Origin of the sequence: Pseudomonas sp. 02C 26 (assembly GCF_002843585.1) — a bacterium.
GTDB lineage: Bacteria > Pseudomonadota > Gammaproteobacteria > Pseudomonadales > Pseudomonadaceae > Aquipseudomonas > Aquipseudomonas shirazensis.
The window spans coordinates 4,152,974-4,173,069 of record NZ_CP025262.1 but is presented as its reverse complement, the minus strand read 5'-3'; the positions used below and the strand labels follow the sequence as shown (position 1 = coordinate 4,173,069).

The 20,096-nt window shown below is 62.4% G+C and carries 16 protein-coding genes; 5 read left to right on the top strand and 11 right to left on the bottom strand.

The window, feature by feature from the left end:
* Positions 1-256: 256 nt before the first annotated feature.
* From CXQ80_RS19005 to CXQ80_RS18995, 3 genes are read right to left on the bottom strand one after another with little or no spacing between them, the layout of a single operon-like run.
* Complete coding sequence (locus CXQ80_RS19005; RefSeq protein WP_101321932.1) at positions 257-1,711, bottom strand: AdeC/AdeK/OprM family multidrug efflux complex outer membrane factor; 1,455 nt, start codon at positions 1,709-1,711, stop codon at positions 257-259.
* On the bottom strand, positions 1,708-4,860 hold the full coding sequence (gene ttgB / locus CXQ80_RS19000) for a multidrug efflux RND transporter permease subunit TtgB (RefSeq protein ID WP_101321931.1): 3,153 nt from the start codon (positions 4,858-4,860) through the stop codon (positions 1,708-1,710). The genes CXQ80_RS19005 and ttgB overlap by 4 nt, the downstream gene beginning before the upstream one ends.
* Before the next feature lie 3 nt (positions 4,861-4,863).
* Positions 4,864-6,018: an efflux RND transporter periplasmic adaptor subunit gene (locus CXQ80_RS18995; protein WP_101321930.1), complete on the bottom strand. Its 1,155-nt coding sequence runs from the start codon at positions 6,016-6,018 to the stop codon at positions 4,864-4,866.
* Between the two features lie 256 nt (positions 6,019-6,274).
* Between CXQ80_RS18995 and CXQ80_RS18990 the strand changes: the two genes are divergently transcribed.
* Positions 6,275-6,907, top strand: coding sequence for a TetR family transcriptional regulator (locus CXQ80_RS18990; protein WP_101321929.1), 633 nt, complete (start codon positions 6,275-6,277; stop codon positions 6,905-6,907).
* A 70-nt stretch (positions 6,908-6,977) separates the two neighbouring features.
* On the opposite strand, the gene CXQ80_RS18985 is transcribed toward CXQ80_RS18990, so the two are convergent.
* Positions 6,978-8,429 carry an MDR family MFS transporter gene (locus CXQ80_RS18985; RefSeq protein ID WP_101323098.1) on the bottom strand — a complete coding sequence of 484 codons (1,452 nt, stop codon included), beginning with the start codon at positions 8,427-8,429 and terminating at the stop codon, positions 6,978-6,980.
* Between the two features lie 368 nt (positions 8,430-8,797).
* Here CXQ80_RS18985 and CXQ80_RS18980 point away from each other — a divergent pair, with 368 nt between their 5' ends.
* Complete coding sequence (locus CXQ80_RS18980) at positions 8,798-9,667, top strand: oxaloacetate decarboxylase (protein ID WP_101321928.1); 870 nt, start codon at positions 8,798-8,800, stop codon at positions 9,665-9,667.
* A gap of 6 nt (positions 9,668-9,673) precedes the next feature.
* Here CXQ80_RS18980 and CXQ80_RS18975 read toward each other — a convergent pair whose 3' ends face one another.
* The gene (locus tag CXQ80_RS18975; RefSeq protein ID WP_101321927.1) at positions 9,674-10,546 is read right to left on the bottom strand and encodes a LysR substrate-binding domain-containing protein; all 873 of its coding nucleotides are present in this window, start codon (positions 10,544-10,546) and stop codon (positions 9,674-9,676) included.
* 114 nt (positions 10,547-10,660) lie between these two features.
* On the opposite strand from CXQ80_RS18975, the gene CXQ80_RS18970 reads away from it, so the two are divergent.
* Positions 10,661-12,298 (top strand): 5-guanidino-2-oxopentanoate decarboxylase, encoded by a 1,638-nt coding sequence (locus tag CXQ80_RS18970; protein WP_101321926.1) that lies wholly within the window; start codon positions 10,661-10,663, stop codon positions 12,296-12,298.
* A gap of 12 nt (positions 12,299-12,310) precedes the next feature.
* Here the strand turns inward: CXQ80_RS18970 and CXQ80_RS18965 are convergent, their stop codons facing one another.
* Complete coding sequence (locus tag CXQ80_RS18965; RefSeq protein ID WP_101321925.1) at positions 12,311-13,222, bottom strand: AraC family transcriptional regulator; 912 nt, start codon at positions 13,220-13,222, stop codon at positions 12,311-12,313.
* A gap of 202 nt (positions 13,223-13,424) precedes the next feature.
* On the opposite strand from CXQ80_RS18965, the gene CXQ80_RS18960 reads away from it, so the two are divergent.
* Both CXQ80_RS18960 and CXQ80_RS18955 read left to right on the top strand, forming a co-directional pair.
* Positions 13,425-13,721, top strand: coding sequence for an antibiotic biosynthesis monooxygenase family protein (locus CXQ80_RS18960; RefSeq protein WP_101321924.1), 297 nt, complete (start codon positions 13,425-13,427; stop codon positions 13,719-13,721).
* A 42-nt stretch (positions 13,722-13,763) separates the two neighbouring features.
* Positions 13,764-13,997, top strand: a complete 234-nt coding sequence (locus tag CXQ80_RS18955; RefSeq protein WP_101321923.1) for a hypothetical protein — start codon at positions 13,764-13,766, stop codon at positions 13,995-13,997.
* Here CXQ80_RS18955 and CXQ80_RS18950 read toward each other — a convergent pair whose 3' ends face one another.
* From CXQ80_RS18950 to CXQ80_RS18930, 5 genes are all read right to left on the bottom strand, one after another.
* Complete coding sequence (locus CXQ80_RS18950; RefSeq protein WP_101321922.1) at positions 13,998-14,609, bottom strand: flavin reductase family protein; 612 nt, start codon at positions 14,607-14,609, stop codon at positions 13,998-14,000.
* A gap of 107 nt (positions 14,610-14,716) precedes the next feature.
* A complete protein-coding gene (locus CXQ80_RS18945) occupies positions 14,717-15,160 on the bottom strand; it encodes a heme utilization protein (protein ID WP_101321921.1) in 444 nt (147 codons plus the stop codon).
* Positions 15,161-15,470: 310 nt separating this feature from the next.
* A complete protein-coding gene (locus tag CXQ80_RS18940; protein WP_101321920.1) occupies positions 15,471-16,790 on the bottom strand; it encodes an MFS transporter in 1,320 nt (439 codons plus the stop codon).
* Positions 16,791-16,959: 169 nt separating this feature from the next.
* Positions 16,960-18,294: a sigma-54 dependent transcriptional regulator gene (locus CXQ80_RS18935; RefSeq protein ID WP_101321919.1), complete on the bottom strand. Its 1,335-nt coding sequence runs from the start codon at positions 18,292-18,294 to the stop codon at positions 16,960-16,962.
* The gene (locus tag CXQ80_RS18930) at positions 18,288-20,045 is read right to left on the bottom strand and encodes an ATP-binding protein (protein ID WP_101321918.1); all 1,758 of its coding nucleotides are present in this window, start codon (positions 20,043-20,045) and stop codon (positions 18,288-18,290) included. Before CXQ80_RS18930 ends, CXQ80_RS18935 begins: the two co-directional genes overlap by 7 nt.
* Positions 20,046-20,096 lie beyond the last annotated feature (51 nt).

The following is a 20,096-nucleotide window of genomic DNA, read 5'->3' as shown; positions in this document are numbered from 1 at the left end:
GCGGTATTGGGCGGTTATCGAACGGAATGTTCCAGCTAGTTAATTTTCCCATAGCGACGCGGTCCCCGTAGGAGCGGCCTTGTGTCGCGAAAGGGTCGCGCAGCGGCCCCAGAGATCGTGCAACCACCACAGATCGCCGGGCCCGCTACGCGCGCCTTTCGCGACACAAGGCCGCTCCTACGGGGGCCGCGTCGCAGTGGCGTGCGCGCACAAAAAAGCCCACCGCGAGGGTGGGCTTGTTGCAGTGCCTTGGCGATCAGCCTTTAGGCGATTGCAGCGACGCCTGCTGGTTGGCCTCGCCGGTGCGCTCGTACCAGCCGCCTCCCAGTGCCTTGTACAGGTTGACCTCACTGGTCAGCTGCGACAGCCGATCGCTGATCAACGCCTGCTGGGCGCTGAACAGGTTGCGTTGGGCATCGAGGAAGGTCAGGTTGCTGTCGATCCCGATGCGGTAGCGGCGTTCGGCCAGGCGGTAGTAATCCTGGTTGGCTGCAACCAGATCGCGCTGCGCCTGCAACTGCTCTTCAAACGTCTTGCGTGCGGCCAGGCCATCGGAGACTTCCTGGAAGGCGGTCTGGATGGTCTTTTCGTAACGCGCGATGTTGATGTCCTTCTGGATTTTCGAGTAATCCAGGCTGGCGCGCAGGCTGCCGGCGTTGAAGATCGGCAGGTTGATCTGCGGCTGGAACAGCCAGGTACCCGAACCACCGCTGAACAGCCCGCTCATGTCCGGGCTGAGGGTGCCGGCATTGGCGGTCAGGCTGATGCTCGGGAAGAACGCTGCACGGGCGGCGCCGATATTGGCGTTGGCCGCCTTGAGCAGGTGCTCGGCTTCCTGGATGTCCGGCCGGCGCTGCAGCAAGTCGGACGGCAGGCCCGCTGGCACTTCGGCCAACTGGTCGGCGTCGAGCTTGAGCGGTGTCGGCAGGTTGGCCGGGATGCCGGTACCGAGCAGCACGGTCAGGCTGTTGAGGTCCTGGGCGACCAGGCGTTGGTACTGCGCAAGCTTGACCCGGGCGCCTTCTACAGCAGTGCGCGCCTGGCTCAGATCGAGCGCCGAAGCCACGCCAACCTCATTGCTGCGACGGGTCAGGTTGAAGCTCTGGTCGTAGGTCTTGAGGGTTTCTTCGGTCAGCTTCAGCAGCGCCTGATCGGCCTGCCAGGTGTAATAGGCATTGGCCACGCTGGCGACCAGCGCGATTTGCGTCGAGCGCCGCGCCTGCTCGCTGGAGAGGTAAGTCTCCAAGGCCTGCTCGCTGAGACTGCGCACGCGGCCAAACAAGTCCAGCTCGTAGGCGCTGACGCCGACGGTGGCCGAGTACTGGCTGGTAATGCCGGCCTGGCCGGTTTGCGACATGTCGGCAGGGACGCGCTGACGGCTGCCGCTGCCGGTTGCCGAAACTGCCGGGAACAGGTCAGCCCGCTGGATGCGGTACTGGGCGCGGTAGGCGTCGATATTCAACGCAGCAACGCGCAGGTCACGGTTGTTCACCAGCGAAGTCTGGATCAGCTGTTGCAGCGCCGGATCGGTGTAGAACTGGCGCCAGCCTTGCTCGGCTGCTGCCACTTCTGCCGACTCGGTCGGCGAGTAGGCAGGGCCTTGCGGCCACTGCGCTGCCACCGGAGCATCCGGGGTTTCGTAATCAGGAATCAGCGAGCAGCCGCTGAGAATCAGCGCGGTGACCGCCAGGGACAGCAAAGACTTGGTCATTGCCCAGCCTCGATACGTGGAGTTTCAGGGGTGGCATCGGCTTCCGGCTTTTTGCTGCCGAACAGCGACGACACGGCGACGAAGAACAACGGTACCCAGAAGATGGCCAGCACGGTCGCACTGATCATGCCGCCGATCACACCGGTACCAATGGCGTGCTGGCTACCCGAGCCTGCGCCGCTGGCGATGGTCAACGGTACCACGCCGAGGATGAACGCCAGCGAGGTCATGATGATCGGGCGCAGACGCATGCGGCACGCTTCGATGGTCGCGTCGTACAGGCTTTTGCCTTGTTCATGTAGCTCTTTGGCGAATTCGACGATGAGGATCGCGTTCTTCGCCGCCAGGCCAATGGTGGTCAACAGGCCAACCAGGAAGTACACATCGTTGGACAACCCGCGCAGGCTGGTGGCAACCAGTGCACCGATGATACCCAGCGGTACTACCAGCACGACCGCGATTGGGATCGACCAGCTTTCGTACAACGCTGCCAGGCAGAGGAACACGAACAGCAGCGACAGGGCGAACAAGGCTGGCATCTGCGAACCGGAGAGTTTCTCCTCGTAGGACATGCCCGTCCACGAGTAGCCAATGCCGGTAGGCAGTTCGCCGGCAATGCGCTCGACCTCAGCCATGGCTTCACCGGTACTGTAGCCAGGTGCCGGTGCCCCCAGAACTTCGACCGCTTCCACGCCGTTGTAACGCGACAGTTTTGGCGAGCCGAACGACCATTCGCCGGAGGCGAAGGAGGAGAACGGTACCATCTCACCCTGGCTGTTGCGTACGTACCACTTCTTCAGGTCCTCAGGGTTCATCCGCGCACTCGCGTCGCCCTGGATATAGACCTTCTTGACCCGACCGCGGTCGATGAAGTCGTTGACGTAGCTGCCGCCCAGAGCGATCGACAAGGTGCTGTTGATATCAGAGATGGTCACGCCCAACGCGCTGGCGCGCTCGTCATCGATAATCAGCTGATACTGCGGCTCATCGTTCAGGCCGTTAGGGCGTACCTGGGTGAGGATCTTGCTTTGCGACGCCTTGGCCAGGAACTGGTTGCGCGCTTCCATGAGTTTTTCGTGGCCAAGACCGGCACGGTCCTGCAGGAACACGTCAAAGCCGGTGGCGTTGCCCAGCTCCAGTACCGCAGGCGGGGCAAAGGCAAACACCATCGCATCGCGGAAGCTGAAGAAGTGCTGCTGCGCCCGCTCGGCGAGGCCGAACACGCTGTTTTCGGCCGTACGCTCACCCCATGGTTTGAGCATGATGAAGGCCATACCCGAGCTCTGCCCACGGCCGGCGAAGTTGAAGCCGGTAACGGTGAACACCGACGACACGGTGTCGGCCTCGTCCTTGAGCAGGTACTCACGCATCTGGTCGACGACGGCCTGGGTGCGCTCGGCACTGGAACCGGCCGGGGTTTGTACCTGGGCAAACAATACGCCCTGGTCTTCTTCAGGCAGGAACGCCGTCGGGATGCGCATGAACAGGTAGATCATGCCGACGATGATCAGGGCGTAAGCGAGCAGGAATGGCGCCTTGTTGCGCAGAATGGTGCCGACGCTACGCTCGTAGCCCTGCACACTGCGGTCGAAGTTGCGGTTGAACCAGCCGAAGAAGCCACGCTTGGCGACATGGTGTTCGCCCTTTTTCACCGGCTTGAGCATGGTGGCGCACAGGGCCGGGGTGAAGATCAACGCGACCAGTACCGACAGGCCCATGGCCGAGACGATGGTGATCGAGAACTGCCGGTAGATCACACCGGTCGAACCGCCGAAGAAGGCCATTGGCAGCAGTACCGCCGACAGCACCAGGGCAATACCGACCAGCGCGCCCTGGATCTGCTCCATCGAGCGTTTGGTCGCCTCTTTAGGCGGTAGTCCCTCTTCGGACATCACCCGCTCGACGTTCTCCACCACAACGATGGCGTCGTCCACCAGCAAGCCGATGGCCAGAACCATGGCGAACATGGTCAGGGTGTTGATGCTGAAGCCGGCTGCGGCAAGGATGCCGAAGGTGCCGAGCAATACCACCGGCACCGTCATGGTGGTGATCACTGTGGCGCGGAAGTTCTGCAGGAACAGGTACATCACCAGGAACACCAGCACCACCGCTTCGATCAGGGTGTGGATAACCCCGCTGATCGACTCGGTCACCACCGGCGTGGTGTCATACGGGAACACCGCTTTCATCCCTGGCGGGAAGAACGGCTCGAGGTCGCTGATGGTCTTGCGCAGCGCCTTGGCGGTATCCAGGGCGTTGGCGCCGGTGGCCAGTTTGACCGCCAGGCCCGAAGCCGGCTTGCCGTTGAACTGGGCGCTTACCGAATAGTTCTCGCCGCCCAGACCGACCTTGGCGACATCGCCCAGGCGCACCTGGGAGCCGTCCTTGTTGACCTTGAGCAGGATCTTCTCGAACTGCTCGGCAGTCTGCAGGCGGGTCTTGCCGATGATGGTGGCGTTGAGCTGAGTGCCCGGCAGTGCTGGCAGGCCGCCCAGCTGACCGCTGGAAACCTGCACGTTCTGCGCGGTGACTGCGGTGCGCACGTCGACCGGGGTCAGCTGGAATTTGTTCAGCTTGGCCGGATCGAGCCAGATACGCATGGCGTACTGGGCGCCGAACACCTGGAAGTCACCCACACCCGCGGTGCGCGAAACCGGATCCTGCATGTTCGAGACGATGTAGTTGGCCAAGTCATCCTTGGTCATGCTGCCGTCCTCGGACACCAAGCCGATCACCATCAGGAAGTTCTTCACTGCCTTGGTCACGCGGATACCCTGTTGCTGCACTTCTTGCGGCAGCAGCGGGGTGGCCAGGTTGAGCTTGTTCTGCACCTGCACCTGCGCGGTATCAGCGTTGGTGCCCTGCTCGAAGGTGGCGGTAATGGTCATGCTGCCGTCGGAGTTGCTCTCCGACTGCACATAGCGCAGGTTGTCGATACCGTTGAGCTGCTGCTCGATCACCTGGACCACGGTGTCCTGCACGGTTTGCGCCGAGGCACCCGGGTAGCTCACGGCAATCGCGATGGCAGGCGGGGCAATGCTTGGGTACTGGTTGATCGGCAGCTTGAGGATCGACAAGGCGCCGACCAGCATGATCACCAAGGCAATCACCCATGCGAAGATCGGGCGATCGATAAAGAACTTCGACATGGTTTACTCCGCTTTGGCGTCAGCTTTCGCCGCGTTGGCCTGGTTGGGGTTAGCCGCAGACTTGACGTTGGTCGCTTCGCTGACCTTGACCTCGACGCCAGGGCGCACGTACTGCAGGCCCTCGGTGATCAGACGGTCGCCCGGGTTGAGGCCTTCCTCGATCAGCCAGTCGCTGCCCAGAGTCCGGCTGGCCTTGAGCTCGCGCAGTTCGACCTTGTTGTCCTTGTTCACGACCAGTGCCGTAGGCGTGCCTTTGAGGTCGCGGGTGACGCCTTGCTGCGGCGCCAGGATGGCATTGGCATTGACCCCAGACTGCAGGCGAGCGTGGACGAACATGCCCGGCAGCAGGGTGTGGTCGGGGTTGGGGAACACGGCACGCAGCACCACGGAACCGGTGGTTTCATCGACCGACACCTCGGAGAACTCCAGGCGGCCTTTTTGCGCGAAGGTGCTGCCATCTTCCAGAATCAGCTCGACCTGAGCGGAATTCTCACCGGATTTCTGCAGTTGCCCACTGGCCAGCTCGCGGCGCAGCTTGAGCAGCTCGGCGGTGGACTGGGTGACGTCGACATAGACCGGATCAAGCTGTTGAATAGTGGCCATGGCGTCGGTCTGGCCGTTGCTCACCAATGCACCTTCGGTGAACGCCGAGCGACCGATACGGCCGCTGATCGGCGCCAGCACCTTGGTGTAGCGCAGGTCGATCTGGGCACTCTTGAGCGTTGCTTCAGCCTGCAATCGTTTGGCATTGGCATCGTCGTATTCCTGCTTGGATACGGCCTGCTCATCGATCAGCTGCTTGTAGCGATCGGCCAGCGAGCGGGTCGCTTGCACGTTGGCCTGGGCGTTGGCCAGGGTCGCTTCGTAAACAGAAGGGTCGATCTGATAGAGCTGCTGGCCTTCCTTGACGTCACTGCCTTCTTTGAACAGGCGCTTGAGGATGATGCCATTGACCTGCGGGCGCACTTCGGCAACGCGGAATGCAGTGGTGCGGCCCGGCAGTTCCGAGGTCAGGGTGAAGGCTTGCGGTTGCAGGGTTACAACGCCGACCTGAGGAGCCTGCGGTGCAGGCGCGGCTTCTTCTTTCTTGCAGCCACTGAGCAGGGTTGCCAGGGCGACGGCGGAAACCAGGGCTGTGACAGCTGGCTTGAATTGCATGAGGATCCTCGGGTCGCTAGAGCTGGGAGATGCTCAAGAGTAATGGAAGAGTCTTGTCAGAATAAATCATTCGGCTGGATAAGTAGCTTACTAACGAATATACTTACATTCATGGTTGTTTGTAAATAGTCATTTGTAGCGGTCTGTTGCCACAGCACAGACCAGAATCGTGTTGAGAAACGCCCATCCAGAGGTGTTCCACGCTGGCCACCCTGGCACAGGTCATGCGCTGGGGTTTTGATGAGGTTGAGCTGCCATGGTCCGTCGAACCAAAGAGGAAGCCCAGGAAACCCGCGCCCAGATTGTTGCGGCTGCGGAGCGGGCTTTCTACAAGCGCGGGGTTGCGCGCACTACCCTGGCTGATATTGCGCAGCAGGCGGGGGTCACCCGTGGCGCTATCTATTGGCACTTCAGCAACAAGGCCGAGCTGGTCCAGGCGCTGCTCGACAGTGTCCACGAGAGCCACGACCATCTGGCTCGCGCCAGCGAGAGCGAGGATGAGCTCGATCCGCTCGGCTGCATGCGCACACTGCTGTTGCAGGTGCTCAACGACCTGGTGCTGGACGCGCGGACCCGGCGTATCAATGAGATCCTGCATCACAAGTGCGAGTTCACCGATGAGATGTGTGAAATCCGCCAGCAGCGCCAAGGGGCCATTGCCGATTGCCACCAAAGTATCGTGCTGGCGCTGGGCAATGCAGTACGGCGCGAACAGTTGCCTGCCGACCTATTGGTCGACCATGCTGCGGTAGCGATTTTTGCCTACATCGACGGTCTGATCGGCCGCTGGTTGTTGCTGCCAGACAGCTTCGATCTGCTGGGCAATGCCGAACGCTGGGTCGACACGGGCCTGGACATGCTGCGCCTGAGCCCGGCCTTGCGCAAATGAGACTTTGTGAAGGATTGTGCGCGAGCTTGTGAGGCACGGATTAACCGGCGATTAACAGCCGGGCGCGGGTTCAATGCCCGCGCAGTTGTCGGTCGGGCAATGCCACTGCGGCAATCAGACCCAGCAGCGCAACGGCGGCACTGCCCATCAGCAGATAGCTGAAGGTCTGCAGCAGCTGCGCCTGGTGCAGTGGGTCGGCCGTTCCCGTCTGCACATTCGCCAGCAATGGATTGCCGAGCAACTCAATCCCACCCATATGCAGCAATGCCAGCAGCACGCTGGACATGCACGCCACACCCACCGCGCCGCCCAACGAGCGGAACAGGTTGGTAGTGCTGGTCACCACGCCGATATCCTGCGCTTGCACTGCACTCTGGCTGGCCACCAGCGATGTCGGAAACTGCAGGCCGCCAGCAACCCCGACCAGGATCATCGCCAGCGCACTGAGCAGCGCTGAGTCAGGTGGAGTCAGCGCCATTACCAGGATTGCCATAGGCATCAACACGGCGCCGGCGAGGATCTGCGGCTTGTAGCGACCAGTACGGCTGGTCAGCCGACCGCCGCAAAATGCCCCCAGCGGCAGGCCGATAGCCAGCGGCAAGAGGTGTAGCGCAGCGCTGTCGGCGCTGGCGCCAGTAATGCTCTGAAAGCGCAGCGGCATCAGCATGGTCAGCGAGATCGACTGGAAGCTGGCAAAGAAGATCACCCCCCAACTGGCCAGCGCGACGCGGTTTCCGAACAGCTTGAGCGGCAGCAGCGGCTCGGCGCAGCGGCGTTCCTGAACAATCAACAGCAGCAGACCCAGGCTGGCGCAGCCGAACAAAGCCACTACCGGCGTCGACAGCCAGGCATGCCCTTGGCCGATCAGGGTGATGCCCAGCAGCAGGCTGCCCAGGCCGACGATCAGCAGCAGTGCCCCCAGATAATCCACCTTCGCCGCGCGATGGCGGCTCGGCATGCCGTTCAGCGCTCGACCGATGACCCACAGCGCCAGCAGCCCCAGCGGTAGATTGATCCAGAACACCCAGTGCCACGACAAGTAAGCGGTCAAGCCGCCGCCCAGGACCGGCCCGGCCACGCTGGCCAGGGCGTACATGCTGCTGAAATAACCTTGATACTTGCCGCGATCGCGCGGTGCCACGTAATCACCAATGATCGCCTGGCTTACCGAGACCATGCCGCCGGCGCCGATGCCCTGCAGCACCCTGGCCAGGATCAACTGCTCGATATTCTGCGCGAGTGCACAGAACACCGAGGCCAGGGTGAACAGCGCGGTGCCGGTGAGGATCATTCTGCGGCGCCCGTACAGGTCACCCAGCTTGCCGTAGATCGGCACCGCAACGGTCATCGCTACCATATACCCGGCAATCACCCAGGCCAGCAGCTCGACGTCATTGAACTGCGCCGAGATCGCCGGCAGCGACACGGCAACGATGGTCTGGTCGAGGGCACCAAGAAAGATCGCCAGCATCAGGGCGGTCAGCACGCGGCGCAGGGCAGCAGGAGGGAGTGCGGCAGTCACGGTCATACCTTGTATGAAAATGTCCAGGTCAGGGCCATCAGGCGCAAGCCAAGTGTAACCTGACTTAGGTAGCTTCCTATCCAGTATGTGCATCACCTATGCACGATCGGCATACGCGCTTTCGACCGAACCGAAGTGGCTGCGTGATATCGTGGCGGAGCCGCAGTGGCTGATTACGGGGCTTTGCACCAGCATGGTGCAGCAAATAGTCGCAGTTTCCCGCGCCGCTGTAGCCCACGCCTTTTATTCCTCTGCCTGCATGTCGAGCATGACCGCCCAGATGGCGACGGTTGGAACGGGTCAGGTAGACCCCACATTCAAGGGTCGGTTTTCAGCCAGTTCAATTACAACTTTATTGCGGAGTGATCATGCCCAGGGCTTCCCACCAGGATTTACGTTTTGCCTTCCGCGAGCTGCTCGCTTCCGGTTCGTGCTTCCACACAGCTTCCGTGTTTGACCCCATGTCGGCGCGCATCGCGGCAGACCTGGGCTTTGAGGTGGGTATTCTCGGTGGTTCGGTCGCCTCCCTGCAGGTACTGGCTGCGCCTGACTTTGCCTTGATCACCCTGAGCGAGTTCGTCGAGCAAGCCACCCGCATCGGCCGCGTTGCGCAACTGCCGGTCATGGCCGACGCCGACCATGGTTATGGCAATGCCCTCAACGTCATGCGCACCGTGATCGAACTCGAGCGCGCGGGCGTGGCGGCACTGACCATTGAAGACACGCTGCTGCCAGCTCAGTTCGGGCGCAAGTCCACCGACCTGATCTCCGTCGACGAAGGCGTCGGCAAGATCCGCGCGGCCCTCGAAGCCCGGGTCGATTCGTCGCTGTCGATCATCGCGCGGACCAACGCCGGCGTACTCAGCACCGAAGAGATCATCGTCCGTACCCAGAGCTACCAGAAGGCCGGTGCCGACGCGATCTGCATGGTCGGGGTCAAGGATTTCGACCACCTCGAGCAGATCTCCGAGCACCTCAGCGTGCCGTTGATGCTGGTGACTTACGGCAACCCGAACCTGGGCGATGACGAGCGTCTGGCGCGCTTGGGCGTGCGCATCGTGGTCGATGGTCATGCCGCCTACTTTGCTGCGATCAAGGCCACCTACGATTGCCTGCGCCTGCAGCGTGGCCAGCAGAACAAGTCGGAAAACCTCAGCGCTACCGAGCTCTCGCACACCTATACCCAGCCTGAGGACTACATCCGCTGGGCCAAGGAATACATGAGCGTCGAGGAGTAACCGCGGCTATTGCTCGGCGCGTGTTTGCAGCCACTCCAGCAACTCGATCAGTCCCGCAGGCATTGGCCTGTCCGGGCTGGTCAGATAATAGCTGCTGCCGGTGCTCACCTTCAGGGCAAACGGCATGCACAAGCGCCCTTCGCGCAGATCATCGGCAATCAATGCCCAGTCGCCAATCGCCACCCCGGTACCTTGCGCAGCCATCGCCACGGCCATGTCCAGCGTCTCGAAATGCTGGCGTCGGCCATGCACCTCAGTCGAGCCTGCCGTCGCTAACCACAGGCGCCAGTCGTGCTCGTCGCGGGACGGGTGCAGCAGCATGTGTGCAGGCAGGTCGGCAAGTTGCTGCAGGGGCAAATTACCGTTCAACAGCGAAGGCGCGCAGACCGGCGTAAGTTGCTCATCAAACAGCTTTCGCGCGTGCGGGCCAGGCTCGGGTGCAGGCCCGTAGAGCACCGCAGCATCGAACTGTTCATGCTGAAAGTCGACCCCGTGCTGGACCGAACTGGTGACTTCGACCGGGATGTCCGGGCGCAGCGCCTGCCACTCGATCAAGCGCGGCAACAGCCAGCGCATTACACAGGTCGGCGCCTTGAGCTGCAGCACTGCACTGCGCACGGCGACTTCGCGCACTCCCTGTTCGAGCAGCGCGAACATCTGCTGTACCCGCGGCAACCAGTCCTGGCCCTCGCGGGTCAGGCGCAGGCCGCGTGCCTGACGAACGAACAAGGCGTAGCCCAAATGCGCCTCGAGCCCGGCGATCTGCCGACTCACCGCACCTTGACTGATATTCAACTGCTGGCCGGCGTGGGTGAAGTTGCAGTGCTGCGCGGTGATCAGAAAAGTCTGCAGGGCTGACAGGGGAGGGAGTCGATTCATCGTGTGCAGCCATGTTCTGAGGTCATGGCTAGTATGTGTTTTTTTGCATTGTGACGATAGCGGCCCCGCGGGTTCAATACGCTCATTATTTGAACAACAAGCGGGTATCGGACGATGGCAACCTGTGGTGAAGTACTGGTCAAACTCCTCGAAGGCTATGGCGTCGACCATGTCTTCGGCATCCCCGGCGTGCATACCGTCGAGCTTTACCGCGCCCTAGCGGGCTCCACGATTCGCCACATCACCCCGCGCCATGAGCAAGGCGCCGGGTTCATGGCCGACGGTTATGCACGCACGCGCGGCGTGCCTGGCGTGTGCTTTATCATCACTGGCCCAGGCATGACCAACATCACCACCGCCATGGGCCAGGCATATGCCGACTCGATTCCGATGCTGGTGATCTCCAGTGTGCAGTCGCGCAATGCCCTGGGTGGCGGGCGCGGCAAGCTGCACGAGTTGCCCGATCAGCGCGGGCTGGTCGCTGGAGTCAGCGCATTTTCGCAAACCCTGATGAGCGCCGATGACTTGCCGCAGGTGCTGGCGCGTGCGTTCGCCGTGTTCGATGGCGCCCGGCCACGGCCTGTGCATATCGAGATCCCGCTGGATGTGCTGGTCGAGCCGGCCGATCATTTGTTGCCAGGCCGACCGATCCGGGTCAGCCGCGCAGCAGCGGCGCCGACCACCGTTGCGCAGATGGCAACACGTCTGGCCCAGGCGCAACGGCCATTGATCCTTGCCGGCGGCGGTGCGCTCGCGGCCGGCGCGGCATTGGCCGCATTGGCGGAACATCTGCAGGCGCCGGTAGCTTTGACCATCAATGCCAAAGGCCTAGTGCCGGCAGATCATCCCTTGCAGATTGGTTCGACCCAGTCGCTGCCCGTTACCCGTGAACTGATCGGCGAAGCCGATGTTGTGCTGGCGATTGGCACTGAGCTGGCAGAAACCGACTACGACGTGACCTTCCAGGGTGGTTTCAAGATTCCCGGCAGCCTGCTGCGGATCGACATCGATCCGGACCAGACTGTGCGCAACTATTTGCCGGAGCTTGCCCTGGTGGCCGATGCCGAGCAGGCCGCGCAGGCCTTGCTGGCTGCAGTGCAGCTGCAGCCAGCAGCGCAGCGTCAAGCCAGTTGGGGCACCGCTCGGGCCGCGCGACTGCGCCAGACCCTGGCGGCCAGCTGGGACCAGCCCAGCCTGAGCCAGACCCGCTTGCTCAAGACATTGCTGCAGACGCTGCCAGAGGTGGTGCTGGTCGGTGACTCAACCCAGCCGGTCTACACCGGTAATCTGACTCTCGACATGCCTGCGCCGCGCCGCTGGTTCAATGCATCGACCGGCTACGGCACGCTCGGCTATGCGTTGCCAGCAGCGATGGGGGCCTGGCTGGGCAGCTCGGCGGTGATCAAACAACGCGCGCCAGTGGTCTGTCTGATTGGCGATGGTGGCCTGCAGTTCACCCTGCCGGAATTGGCCAGCGCGGTGGAGGCGCAGGTGCCGCTGATTGTCCTGCTGTGGAATAACCACGGCTATGAAGAGATCAAGAAGTACATGCTCAACCGCGATATCAAGCCGGTCGGGGTGGATATCCATACCCCAGACTTCATCGCCGTAGCGCAGGGCCTGGGCGCGGCCGCCGAGCAGGTCAACGACGTCGCGCAGTTGCAGACGGCGTTGGCCCGCGCCGTCGAGCGCAACAAGCCCACGCTGCTGCAGGTCGATCAGGCGCAATGGCAACAGGCCGTGCACGATTGATTCGGGCAGTGCTCAGCTGGCGCTGGCGCGTAAGCGGGCGACATCGCGAATCGGCGGCGCACCATACAGCCGGCTGTATTCGCGGCTGAACTGCGATGGGCTTTCATAGCCGACACGGTAGCCCGCCACCGCCGCCTCGACACCATCATTGAGCATCAGCCGGCGCGCCTCCTGCAGGCGCAGCTGTTTTTGATATTGCAGCGGGCTCATCGAGGTCACGGCCTTGAAGCGGTGGTGCAGTGTCGAGGTGCTCAGGTTGACCTCGCGGGCCAGCTCTTCGATACGCAGCGGCTGCTGATAATGCCGGTTGAGCCAGGCGATGGCCTGGCACACGCGATGGGTCTGGCTGTTGGACAGGGCGATTTCATACAGCCGATAGCCCTGCGGGCCGCGCAATACTCGATACAGCAGCTCGCGCCGCACCAGCGGCGCCAGTACTGCAATATCGCGTGGTGAATCGAGCAGCCGCACCAGCCGCAGCAGGGCATCGAGCAGCTCGCCATCGCTGCGCTCGACGAACAGGCCACGGCCCGACGGTTGGCTGGGCACCAGCATCGGCCCGCTCTCGGCAATCAACTGGCTGATCTCGGCAGGGTCCAGGTCCAGGCGCAGGCCCAGGCAAGGATTGTCCGGGCTGGCATCCAGGCTAGCGCCGGTGATTGGCAGGGTTACCGACACCACCATGTAATGCAGAGGGTCGTAGGTGTAGCTTTCATCACCCAGAAACAGCGTCTTGCTGCCTTGGGCCAGAATGCACAATGCAGGCTGCGCCAGGGTCGGCATTGCGCGCAGGTTTTCCTCGTAACGACTGAGGTATAGCGCGTCGATCGCCGACGGCCCGCCTCCGGCATGGCGCAGGATCAACCCGGCGAGTTCCTCGCGGCGGGCTTCAAGCGTGGGGTCCAGTGGCGATGGGGTGGTCATGACGGGTTTCCTCTGCTGAGGGGAGCAGGATAGGTTTGGGCAAGCTTGGGCGCTAGTCGAATGCTGTCGGTCGCTTGCCTGATCCTGCCGCGGCGCAGGATCAGGCAAGCGGCTCGCAGTAATGGCCTAACGGCGCAGGTCAAGCGGGGCATAACCTTGGTCGCCTGGATCTTCCGTCTGGCCTGTTTCAAGGAGCGCATTCATGACACCACGTCAACCGGTCACCCACTTGGCTTTTATCCGTGCCAGCAACGGCCGCTCGTCCGAGCTTGGAGCGCGTCTGCGGGACCTGCTCGAACCGTCGCTGCGCATGCCCGGCTGCCTGAGCTTCAGCGTGCAGCGCTCGCAGGCCGATGACGACCTGTGGCTGCTCAGCGGCAGCTGGCACGATCAGCAGGCAATGACTGGCTACTTCGCCTCGGCCAATCTCGACCTGCTCGGCGAACTGGTGCAGGCGCAGGTGCTGGCAAGCCTGGATCTGCATACCTTCAGCGAGTGATCAGCAGGTTACAATGCCGCCTTTTCGACAAGGAAACGCAGCATGGCACGTAGAGAATTTGCCCAGTTTGAAGCGGTTTCAGCGATGGTCCCGGTTGAGGGCGGTGGTTATCACGCTGCCATCGCAGTCAAGGCACTCGCCGGGATGGGTACGCCGCGTTTTCACAAGGTGCTTGATGGCCAGCTGTTCAAGGGCGCAATCGCGGCCGATGAGGCCGCTTGCGCCGAGCTCGAACGCTTGCAGGGCGTGAGCGAAGAGGGCGAGCTGATCTGGTGATCAGCCGTCGTTGCGCGGCCGCGCCATCTTGAACAGATTGCCCAGCTCGAAGTAATCCTGCGGGCCGCCACCGCGCAGAATCGGCTCACCGGCAGCCGTGTCGTAGATGCCGTCCTTGAGCAGGTGCTCGGCGATATGTACAGCCACCACCTCGCCAAGGATCAGCCAGCTGGGTACCAGTTCCTGATCGGCGCGCTTGAGCTGGATTATCTGGCTCACCTTGCACTCGAACGCCACCGGGCTTTCGCCCACTCGCGGTACACCGACAATGCGCGATGCCGTCGGCGTCAGCCCGCTCAGGACAAACTCGTCGACATCGGCTGCAACCGCAGCGCAGCTCTGGTTCATCTGCTCGGCCAACGGTCGGGTGGCCAGGTTCCAGACGAATTCGCCGGTCTGTTCGATGTTGTTCAGGCTGTCTTTGCGGCCAACACTGCAGAAGCCGATGATCGGCGGAATGTAGTTGAAGGCGTTAAAGAAGCTGTAGGGCGCCAGGTTGAGCCGGCCCTCGCTATCGTGCGAGGAGATCCAGCCAATCGGCCGCGGGCCGACGATGGCGTTGAAGGGATCGTGGGGCAGGCCGTGGCCTTTTGCAGGTTCGTAGTAGTACATCTGATCAGGGCCGCTCTGGGATGGACAAGATGCCTAGTGTGCCGGTTCTGCGCGCTGCTGCAAATGATCAAGCCCGGCAAGGCCGGGCTGGGTACTCGCAGCAGGGCTTAGCTGAAGCGATGACCTTTGGTGTTGTCGAAGCCGTCTTCGGCAAAGCGTGCGCCGTTGGTGCGGTCGAAGCCGTCTTCGGCAAAGCGTGCGCCGTTGGTGCGGTCGAAGCCGTCTTCGGCAAAGCGTGCGCCGTTGGTGCGGTCGAAGCCGTCTTCGGCGAAGCGTGCGCCGTTGGTGCGGTCGAAGCCGTCTTCAGCGAAGCGTGCGCCGTTGGTGCGGTCGAAGCCGTCTTCGGCAAAGCGTGCGCCGTTGGTGCGGTCGAAGCCGTCTTCAGCGAAGCGTGCGCCGTTGGTGCGGTCAAAACCATCCTCTGCGTACGCTGCCGATTGAGTGCTGGCGGCAGCAAAGGAATGAGCACTGGTACGGTCGAAGCCATCTTCAGCGAAAGCGCCGGTAGCCAGGACGGAGAGGGCGACGGCGAGAATCAGTTTGTTTTTCATGGTTGGTTGCTCCGGTAGGTTTCAGGTTGTTTTGTTTCCTTGAATCAAATCCTACTCCGATTAATTTGATTAAAAAGCGCAAAAATATGCACATTTGAATCGTATTAATCGATGTATATTTGTGCGACTTGCACCGCCTGCAGGCTTGTGGCCCTAGCAGGTTTAAGTGATTGGTCAGCTTGTGCAGACTAGGTGTCTGAGATTAATGAGGAATTAACAGGCTGAAACTGGCGCGAAGACATTGAGCGGTGAACATGAAAAAAGGGCGCACCGATTACCGGTGCGCCCTTTCTGTATTGCCGCTGCGGGATCAGTCAGTAGTGATCCGCGAGTGGGTCTTGGTGTCTTTCATGGTCGCGTACACCAGCAGCGAGCAGGCGATACAGGCGGTGACGTACCAGTAGTAGCCGCTTTCCATGCCGGCGCTCTTGAACCACAGCGCGACGTATTCAGCGGTGCCGCCGAAGATCGATACGGTCAGCGCATACGGCAGACCAACGCCCAGAGCACGGATCTCGGTCGGGAACAGCTCGGCTTTGACCACGGCGTTGATCGAGGTGTAGCCACTGACGATGATCAGCGCTGCCATGATCAGGAAGAACGCGCCCCACCAGGTCTGAATGGTGTGCAGGGTGGTCAGGATCGGTACGGTGAAGATCGTGCCGAGCACGCCGAAGGCGATCAGGATCGGGCGTCGGCCAATCTTGTCCGACAGCGCGCCGATCACGGGTTGCAGGCACATGAACAGGAACAGCGTAGCGGCCGAGATGGTGGTCGAGTCGCTGATGCTCATGCCCACGGTGTTGACCAGGTACTTCTGCATGTAGGTGGTGTAAGTGTAGAAGGCCAGGGTGCCGCCCATGGTCAGGCCGACCACGGTCAACAGTTCCTTGGGGTGGCGCATCAGAGTGCGCATCAGGCTCTCTTTGGACTTCTCTTTCTTGGTGAACGAGGCGGTTTCTTCCATGCCGCGACGCAGGTACAGCGCAACCACTGCACACAGCGCGCCGATCACGAACGGCACACGCCAGCCCCACGAGTACAGTTGCTCGGTGGTCAGGGTCTGCTGCAGGACGATCAGCACTGCCAAGGCAATCAACTGACCGGAAATCAACGTCACGTACTGGAAGCTGGAGAAGAAGCCGCGCCGCTCCTTGCTCGCCATCTCGCTCAGATACGTTGCCGAGGTGCCGTATTCACCGCCTACCGACAGGCCCTGCATCAAGCGCGCGATTACCAGCAGGATGGGGGCAGCGACGCCGATGGTTTCATAGCCTGGGGTCAGCGCAATCACCAGCGAACCTGCGCACATCAGCAGTACCGATGCCATCAGCGCTGCCTTGCGGCCCTTGCGGTCGGCATAGATACCCATCAGCCAGCCGCCGATCGGGCGCATGAGGAAGCCCACGGCGAAGATCGCAGCGGTATTGAGCAATTGTGCCGTGGTGTCGCCGGCAGGGAAGAAAGCCTTGGCGAAGTACAGCGAGAATGCGGCGTATACGTACCAGTCATACCACTCGACCATGTTGCCGATCGATCCGCTGAAGATCGACTTGAGGCGGCTGGTGGTGGTTTTTTCGGCGGCTGGCGCTGTGGCCGCCCCGGTTGGCAGGGAGGTGGCGTTATCCATCAGAGGTAACCTTCTCGTTGTTTTTGTGGAGCGCGCCGGAGCGCTGCTTGAGAAGGGGTAGTGCAGGAGGTGTGCCAGTTAGAATTTTCGGGCTGCTTTGCAGCCCCCGGTCTCACTCGGAATAGGCAGATTCACGCCTACCCATAGCAGCCAATAAGCAAGATTCCGCCTATCCCCGCTCGAGAAAATCCTCCCGCACCAGCCCATGCCGCTGCATCTTCTCGTTGAGCGTGCGTCGCGGCAATTGCAACGCCTCCATCACTGCCTTGATCTCACCCCCAGACTGGCGCAGCGCCGCCCGCAAACACTGTGCCTCGAATGCCTCTATCTGCTCAGCCAGCGACGGGCCAACGGCATCGCCTTCAGGCCCGCTCGACCCCAGCCCCAGGGCATGCCGTTCAGCAGCGTTGGCCAGCTCGCGGACATTGCCTGGCCAGTCATGGCTGAGCAGCTGCGCCAACTGCGCACCGGTCAACGGCGGCACACTGCGTTGCAGACGCTCAGCCGTTGTGCGAGCGAAGAAGTCGAACAGCAGCGGAATATCTTCACGCCGCTCGCGCAGCGGCGCCAGGCGCAGTTCAGCCACGTTCAGGCGGTAGGCAAGGTCTTCGCGAAAACGCCCGGCGCGGGCTTCTGCGAGCAGATCCGGCTTGGTTGCGGCAATGATGCGCAGGTCGACGCTGATGCTCTGGTTGGCGCCCAGGCGTTCGAGTTTCTGCTCCTGGATCACCCGCAACAGCTTGGCCTGCTGGGCCAGCGGCATGCTTTCGATCTCGTCGAGAAACAACGTGCCGCCGTTGGCATATTCCAGCTTGCCGATGCGTTTGCCTTGAGCGCCGGTGAAGGCGCCGCTCTCATGGCCGAACAACTCGGCCTCAAACAACGCTTCGGGGATTGCCGCGCAGTTGAGCGCGACAAATGGCTTGGCCGCGCGCGGGCCAAAATCATGCAGGCAGCGGGCAACCCGCTCCTTGCCGCTGCCGGTTTCGCCGCGCAGCAGCACGTTGACCGGTAGGTTGGCCAGGTCGAGAACTTGCCGGCGCAGCTGCTGCAGGCCCTGGGACATCCCCAGCAGCGTAGTTTCCAGGCGCGCCTTGAGGTCGGCCTGCTCATGCAGGCGGCGGTTCTCCAGCACCAACTGGCGTTTTTCCAGGGCACGGCGCAGGCTGCCGAGCAGATGCTGCGGGGTGAACGGTTTTTCCAGAAAGTCATAGGCGCCGCTGCGCATGGCCTCGACCGCCATTGGTACATCACCGTGGCCGGTCAGGAGAATCACCGGCAAGTCCGGGTCGCGTGCCTGCAGCTCGGCCAGCAGTTGCAGACCGTCCATGCCGGGCATGCGCACATCGCTGATGATCACCCCGGGGAAGTGCTCGGGCAGTTGCGCCAGGCACTCATCCGCGCGGGCGAACAGTTGCACGGCAAAGCCTGACAGGCCCAGCCATTGTTCCACCGCAGTGCGGATGCTGGCTTCGTCATCGACGACTATCACTGAATTCAACATGCAGGCTCCAGATCGCGTGGCAGGCTTAGGCTGAAACGAGCGCCGCCGGGCAGGTTGTCGACCTGCAACTGGCCGCCGGCTTCGCGGACGATGCCATAGGAAATGGCCAGGCCAAGGCCCAGCCCTTCGCCCACCGGTTTGGTGGTGAAAAACGGATCGAAGACCTTGCCCAGGTCGGCCGAGTCGATCCCACCGCCGGAATCGAGCACGCTCAGGTGCCAGTCATTGGCGTGGTTCTCGATGCGAATCTCCAGCCGTTTGTAGCGTTTGTCGGCCATCGCATCGAGGGCATTGTGCAGCAGATTGATCAGCACCTGCTCAAGGCGAATGGCATCGCCGCGCACCCACGCCGGGCGGGCCAGATACAGCGCTACTTCGACCTCTTCGCTGCGGATGCGGGTGTCCAGCAAGTGCAGCGCCTGATCGACCACCGTAGCCAGATCCAGCCGTTCGCGCAGGCCGCCAGGGCTGTTGCGGGCGAAGGTTTTCAGGTGGCTGGTGAGCGCCGCCATACGCGTGAGCATCTGCTCCAGTGGCTCCAGCGCCTGACGCGCTTCGTCATGGCGACCGTGGTCGAGCAACAGCCGCAGGGTCTCCAGTTGCATGCGCTGGGTGGTCAACGGCTGGTTGATCTCGTGCGCCAGCGCCGCCGACATCTGCCCCAGCGCGGCCAGCTTGGCCGCCTGCACCAGGCCCTCCTGGGCCGTGCGCAATTGCCGGGTGCGTTCTTCGACCTGGCGCTTGAGCGCCTCGCGGCTGCGCTGACGCAAGCGGGCCAGACGCATACGCTGGCTGACGAACAGGATCGCGAACACCAGACTCAGCCAGATGGCTGCAGCGGCCAGCCCGGCATTGCGCACGTCTTCGCTGACCTGCGGCTTGCGCAGCAAATGCAGGGTCCAGCCCTCGCTGGGCAATGGCAGGCTCTGCCACAGGTATTCGACCGGGCCGTCAGGGCCTTGCACCCGGCTCAGTTGGCTGTGCTCGTCGAAGCGGGTCAGCACCTGGTGCTGCAGCGCCAGCAGTGGCTGCTTGTCGTACTGGCGGGTAGCAGCCAGTTCGGCGCGGTCGGCTCCGGACAGCGGGGTCAGTTCGCGGTAACGCCAGCCGTCCTGATTGGCAATGAAGATGATCCCGCGGGCATCGCTGACCAGCAGCACATCACTGCCCTGACGCCACTCGCGCTCAAGTTCGGGGAATTCCAGCTTGACCACCATCGCCCCGAGGAAACGTCCTTGCAGGTCCTTGACCGCGCTGGAGAGGAAATAGCCCGGGATACCACTGGTGACGCCGACAGCATAGAAGCGCCCGCTGCCTTGGCTGCGAGTCTGTTTGAAGTAAGGCCTGAAGCCGTAGTTGGAGCCTACATAGGTACTCGGCAGGCGCCAGTTGCTGGCGGCGACGGCGAGACCGGTGTGATCGAGCAGCTCCAGGGTCGAGGAATCGGCCGCGCCGTTGATCCGCTCCAGCTTGATATTGAGCGCATGCTGAACCGCCGGCTCGACCGGCCCTGCCAGCGCGGCGATCAGCTCCGGGTCCAACGCCAGCACTGCAGGCAGGGCGCGATAGCGTTCGATCAGGGTGTGCAGCGAGTTGGCATACAGGCCCAGTTGTTGCGCCGCACGCTGGGCGTCGGTCTGCATCGAATGGCGTTTTGCGTGATGCATCGCCCAGCCAGCACTGAGGGCAGTGCCGAGCAGGATCAGCAGCACGACCAGGCCCAGACGCAAGGCTCGAAACGAAGAAGGCATGGGGGCGGTTCCTGAGAGGTTCAGCTGAGCCAGAGGTCGCCGCTGGCGGCC

Bases quoted from the DNA above. Each gene is read 5' to 3' on its own strand.
- CXQ80_RS19005 (WP_101321932.1), bottom strand. From the start codon at position 1,711: ATGACCAAGTCTTTGCTGTCCCTGGCGGTCACCGCGCTGATTCTCAGC.
- ttgB (WP_101321931.1), bottom strand. From the start codon at position 4,860: ATGTCGAAGTTCTTTATCGATCGCCCGATCTTCGCATGGGTGATTGCC.
- CXQ80_RS18995 (WP_101321930.1), bottom strand. From the start codon at position 6,018: ATGCAATTCAAGCCAGCTGTCACAGCCCTGGTTTCCGCCGTCGCCCTG.
- CXQ80_RS18990 (WP_101321929.1), top strand. From the start codon at position 6,275: ATGGTCCGTCGAACCAAAGAGGAAGCCCAGGAAACCCGCGCCCAGATT.
- CXQ80_RS18980 (WP_101321928.1), top strand. From the start codon at position 8,798: ATGCCCAGGGCTTCCCACCAGGATTTACGTTTTGCCTTCCGCGAGCTG.
- CXQ80_RS18975 (WP_101321927.1), bottom strand. From the start codon at position 10,546: ATGAATCGACTCCCTCCCCTGTCAGCCCTGCAGACTTTTCTGATCACC.
- CXQ80_RS18970 (WP_101321926.1), top strand. From the start codon at position 10,661: ATGGCAACCTGTGGTGAAGTACTGGTCAAACTCCTCGAAGGCTATGGC.
- CXQ80_RS18965 (WP_101321925.1), bottom strand. From the start codon at position 13,222: ATGACCACCCCATCGCCACTGGACCCCACGCTTGAAGCCCGCCGCGAG.
- CXQ80_RS18960 (WP_101321924.1), top strand. From the start codon at position 13,425: ATGACACCACGTCAACCGGTCACCCACTTGGCTTTTATCCGTGCCAGC.
- CXQ80_RS18955 (WP_101321923.1), top strand. From the start codon at position 13,764: ATGGCACGTAGAGAATTTGCCCAGTTTGAAGCGGTTTCAGCGATGGTC.
- CXQ80_RS18950 (WP_101321922.1), bottom strand. From the start codon at position 14,609: ATGTACTACTACGAACCTGCAAAAGGCCACGGCCTGCCCCACGATCCC.
- CXQ80_RS18945 (WP_101321921.1), bottom strand. From the start codon at position 15,160: ATGAAAAACAAACTGATTCTCGCCGTCGCCCTCTCCGTCCTGGCTACC.
- CXQ80_RS18940 (WP_101321920.1), bottom strand. From the start codon at position 16,790: ATGGATAACGCCACCTCCCTGCCAACCGGGGCGGCCACAGCGCCAGCC.
- CXQ80_RS18935 (WP_101321919.1), bottom strand. From the start codon at position 18,294: ATGTTGAATTCAGTGATAGTCGTCGATGACGAAGCCAGCATCCGCACT.
- CXQ80_RS18930 (WP_101321918.1), bottom strand. From the start codon at position 20,045: ATGCCTTCTTCGTTTCGAGCCTTGCGTCTGGGCCTGGTCGTGCTGCTG.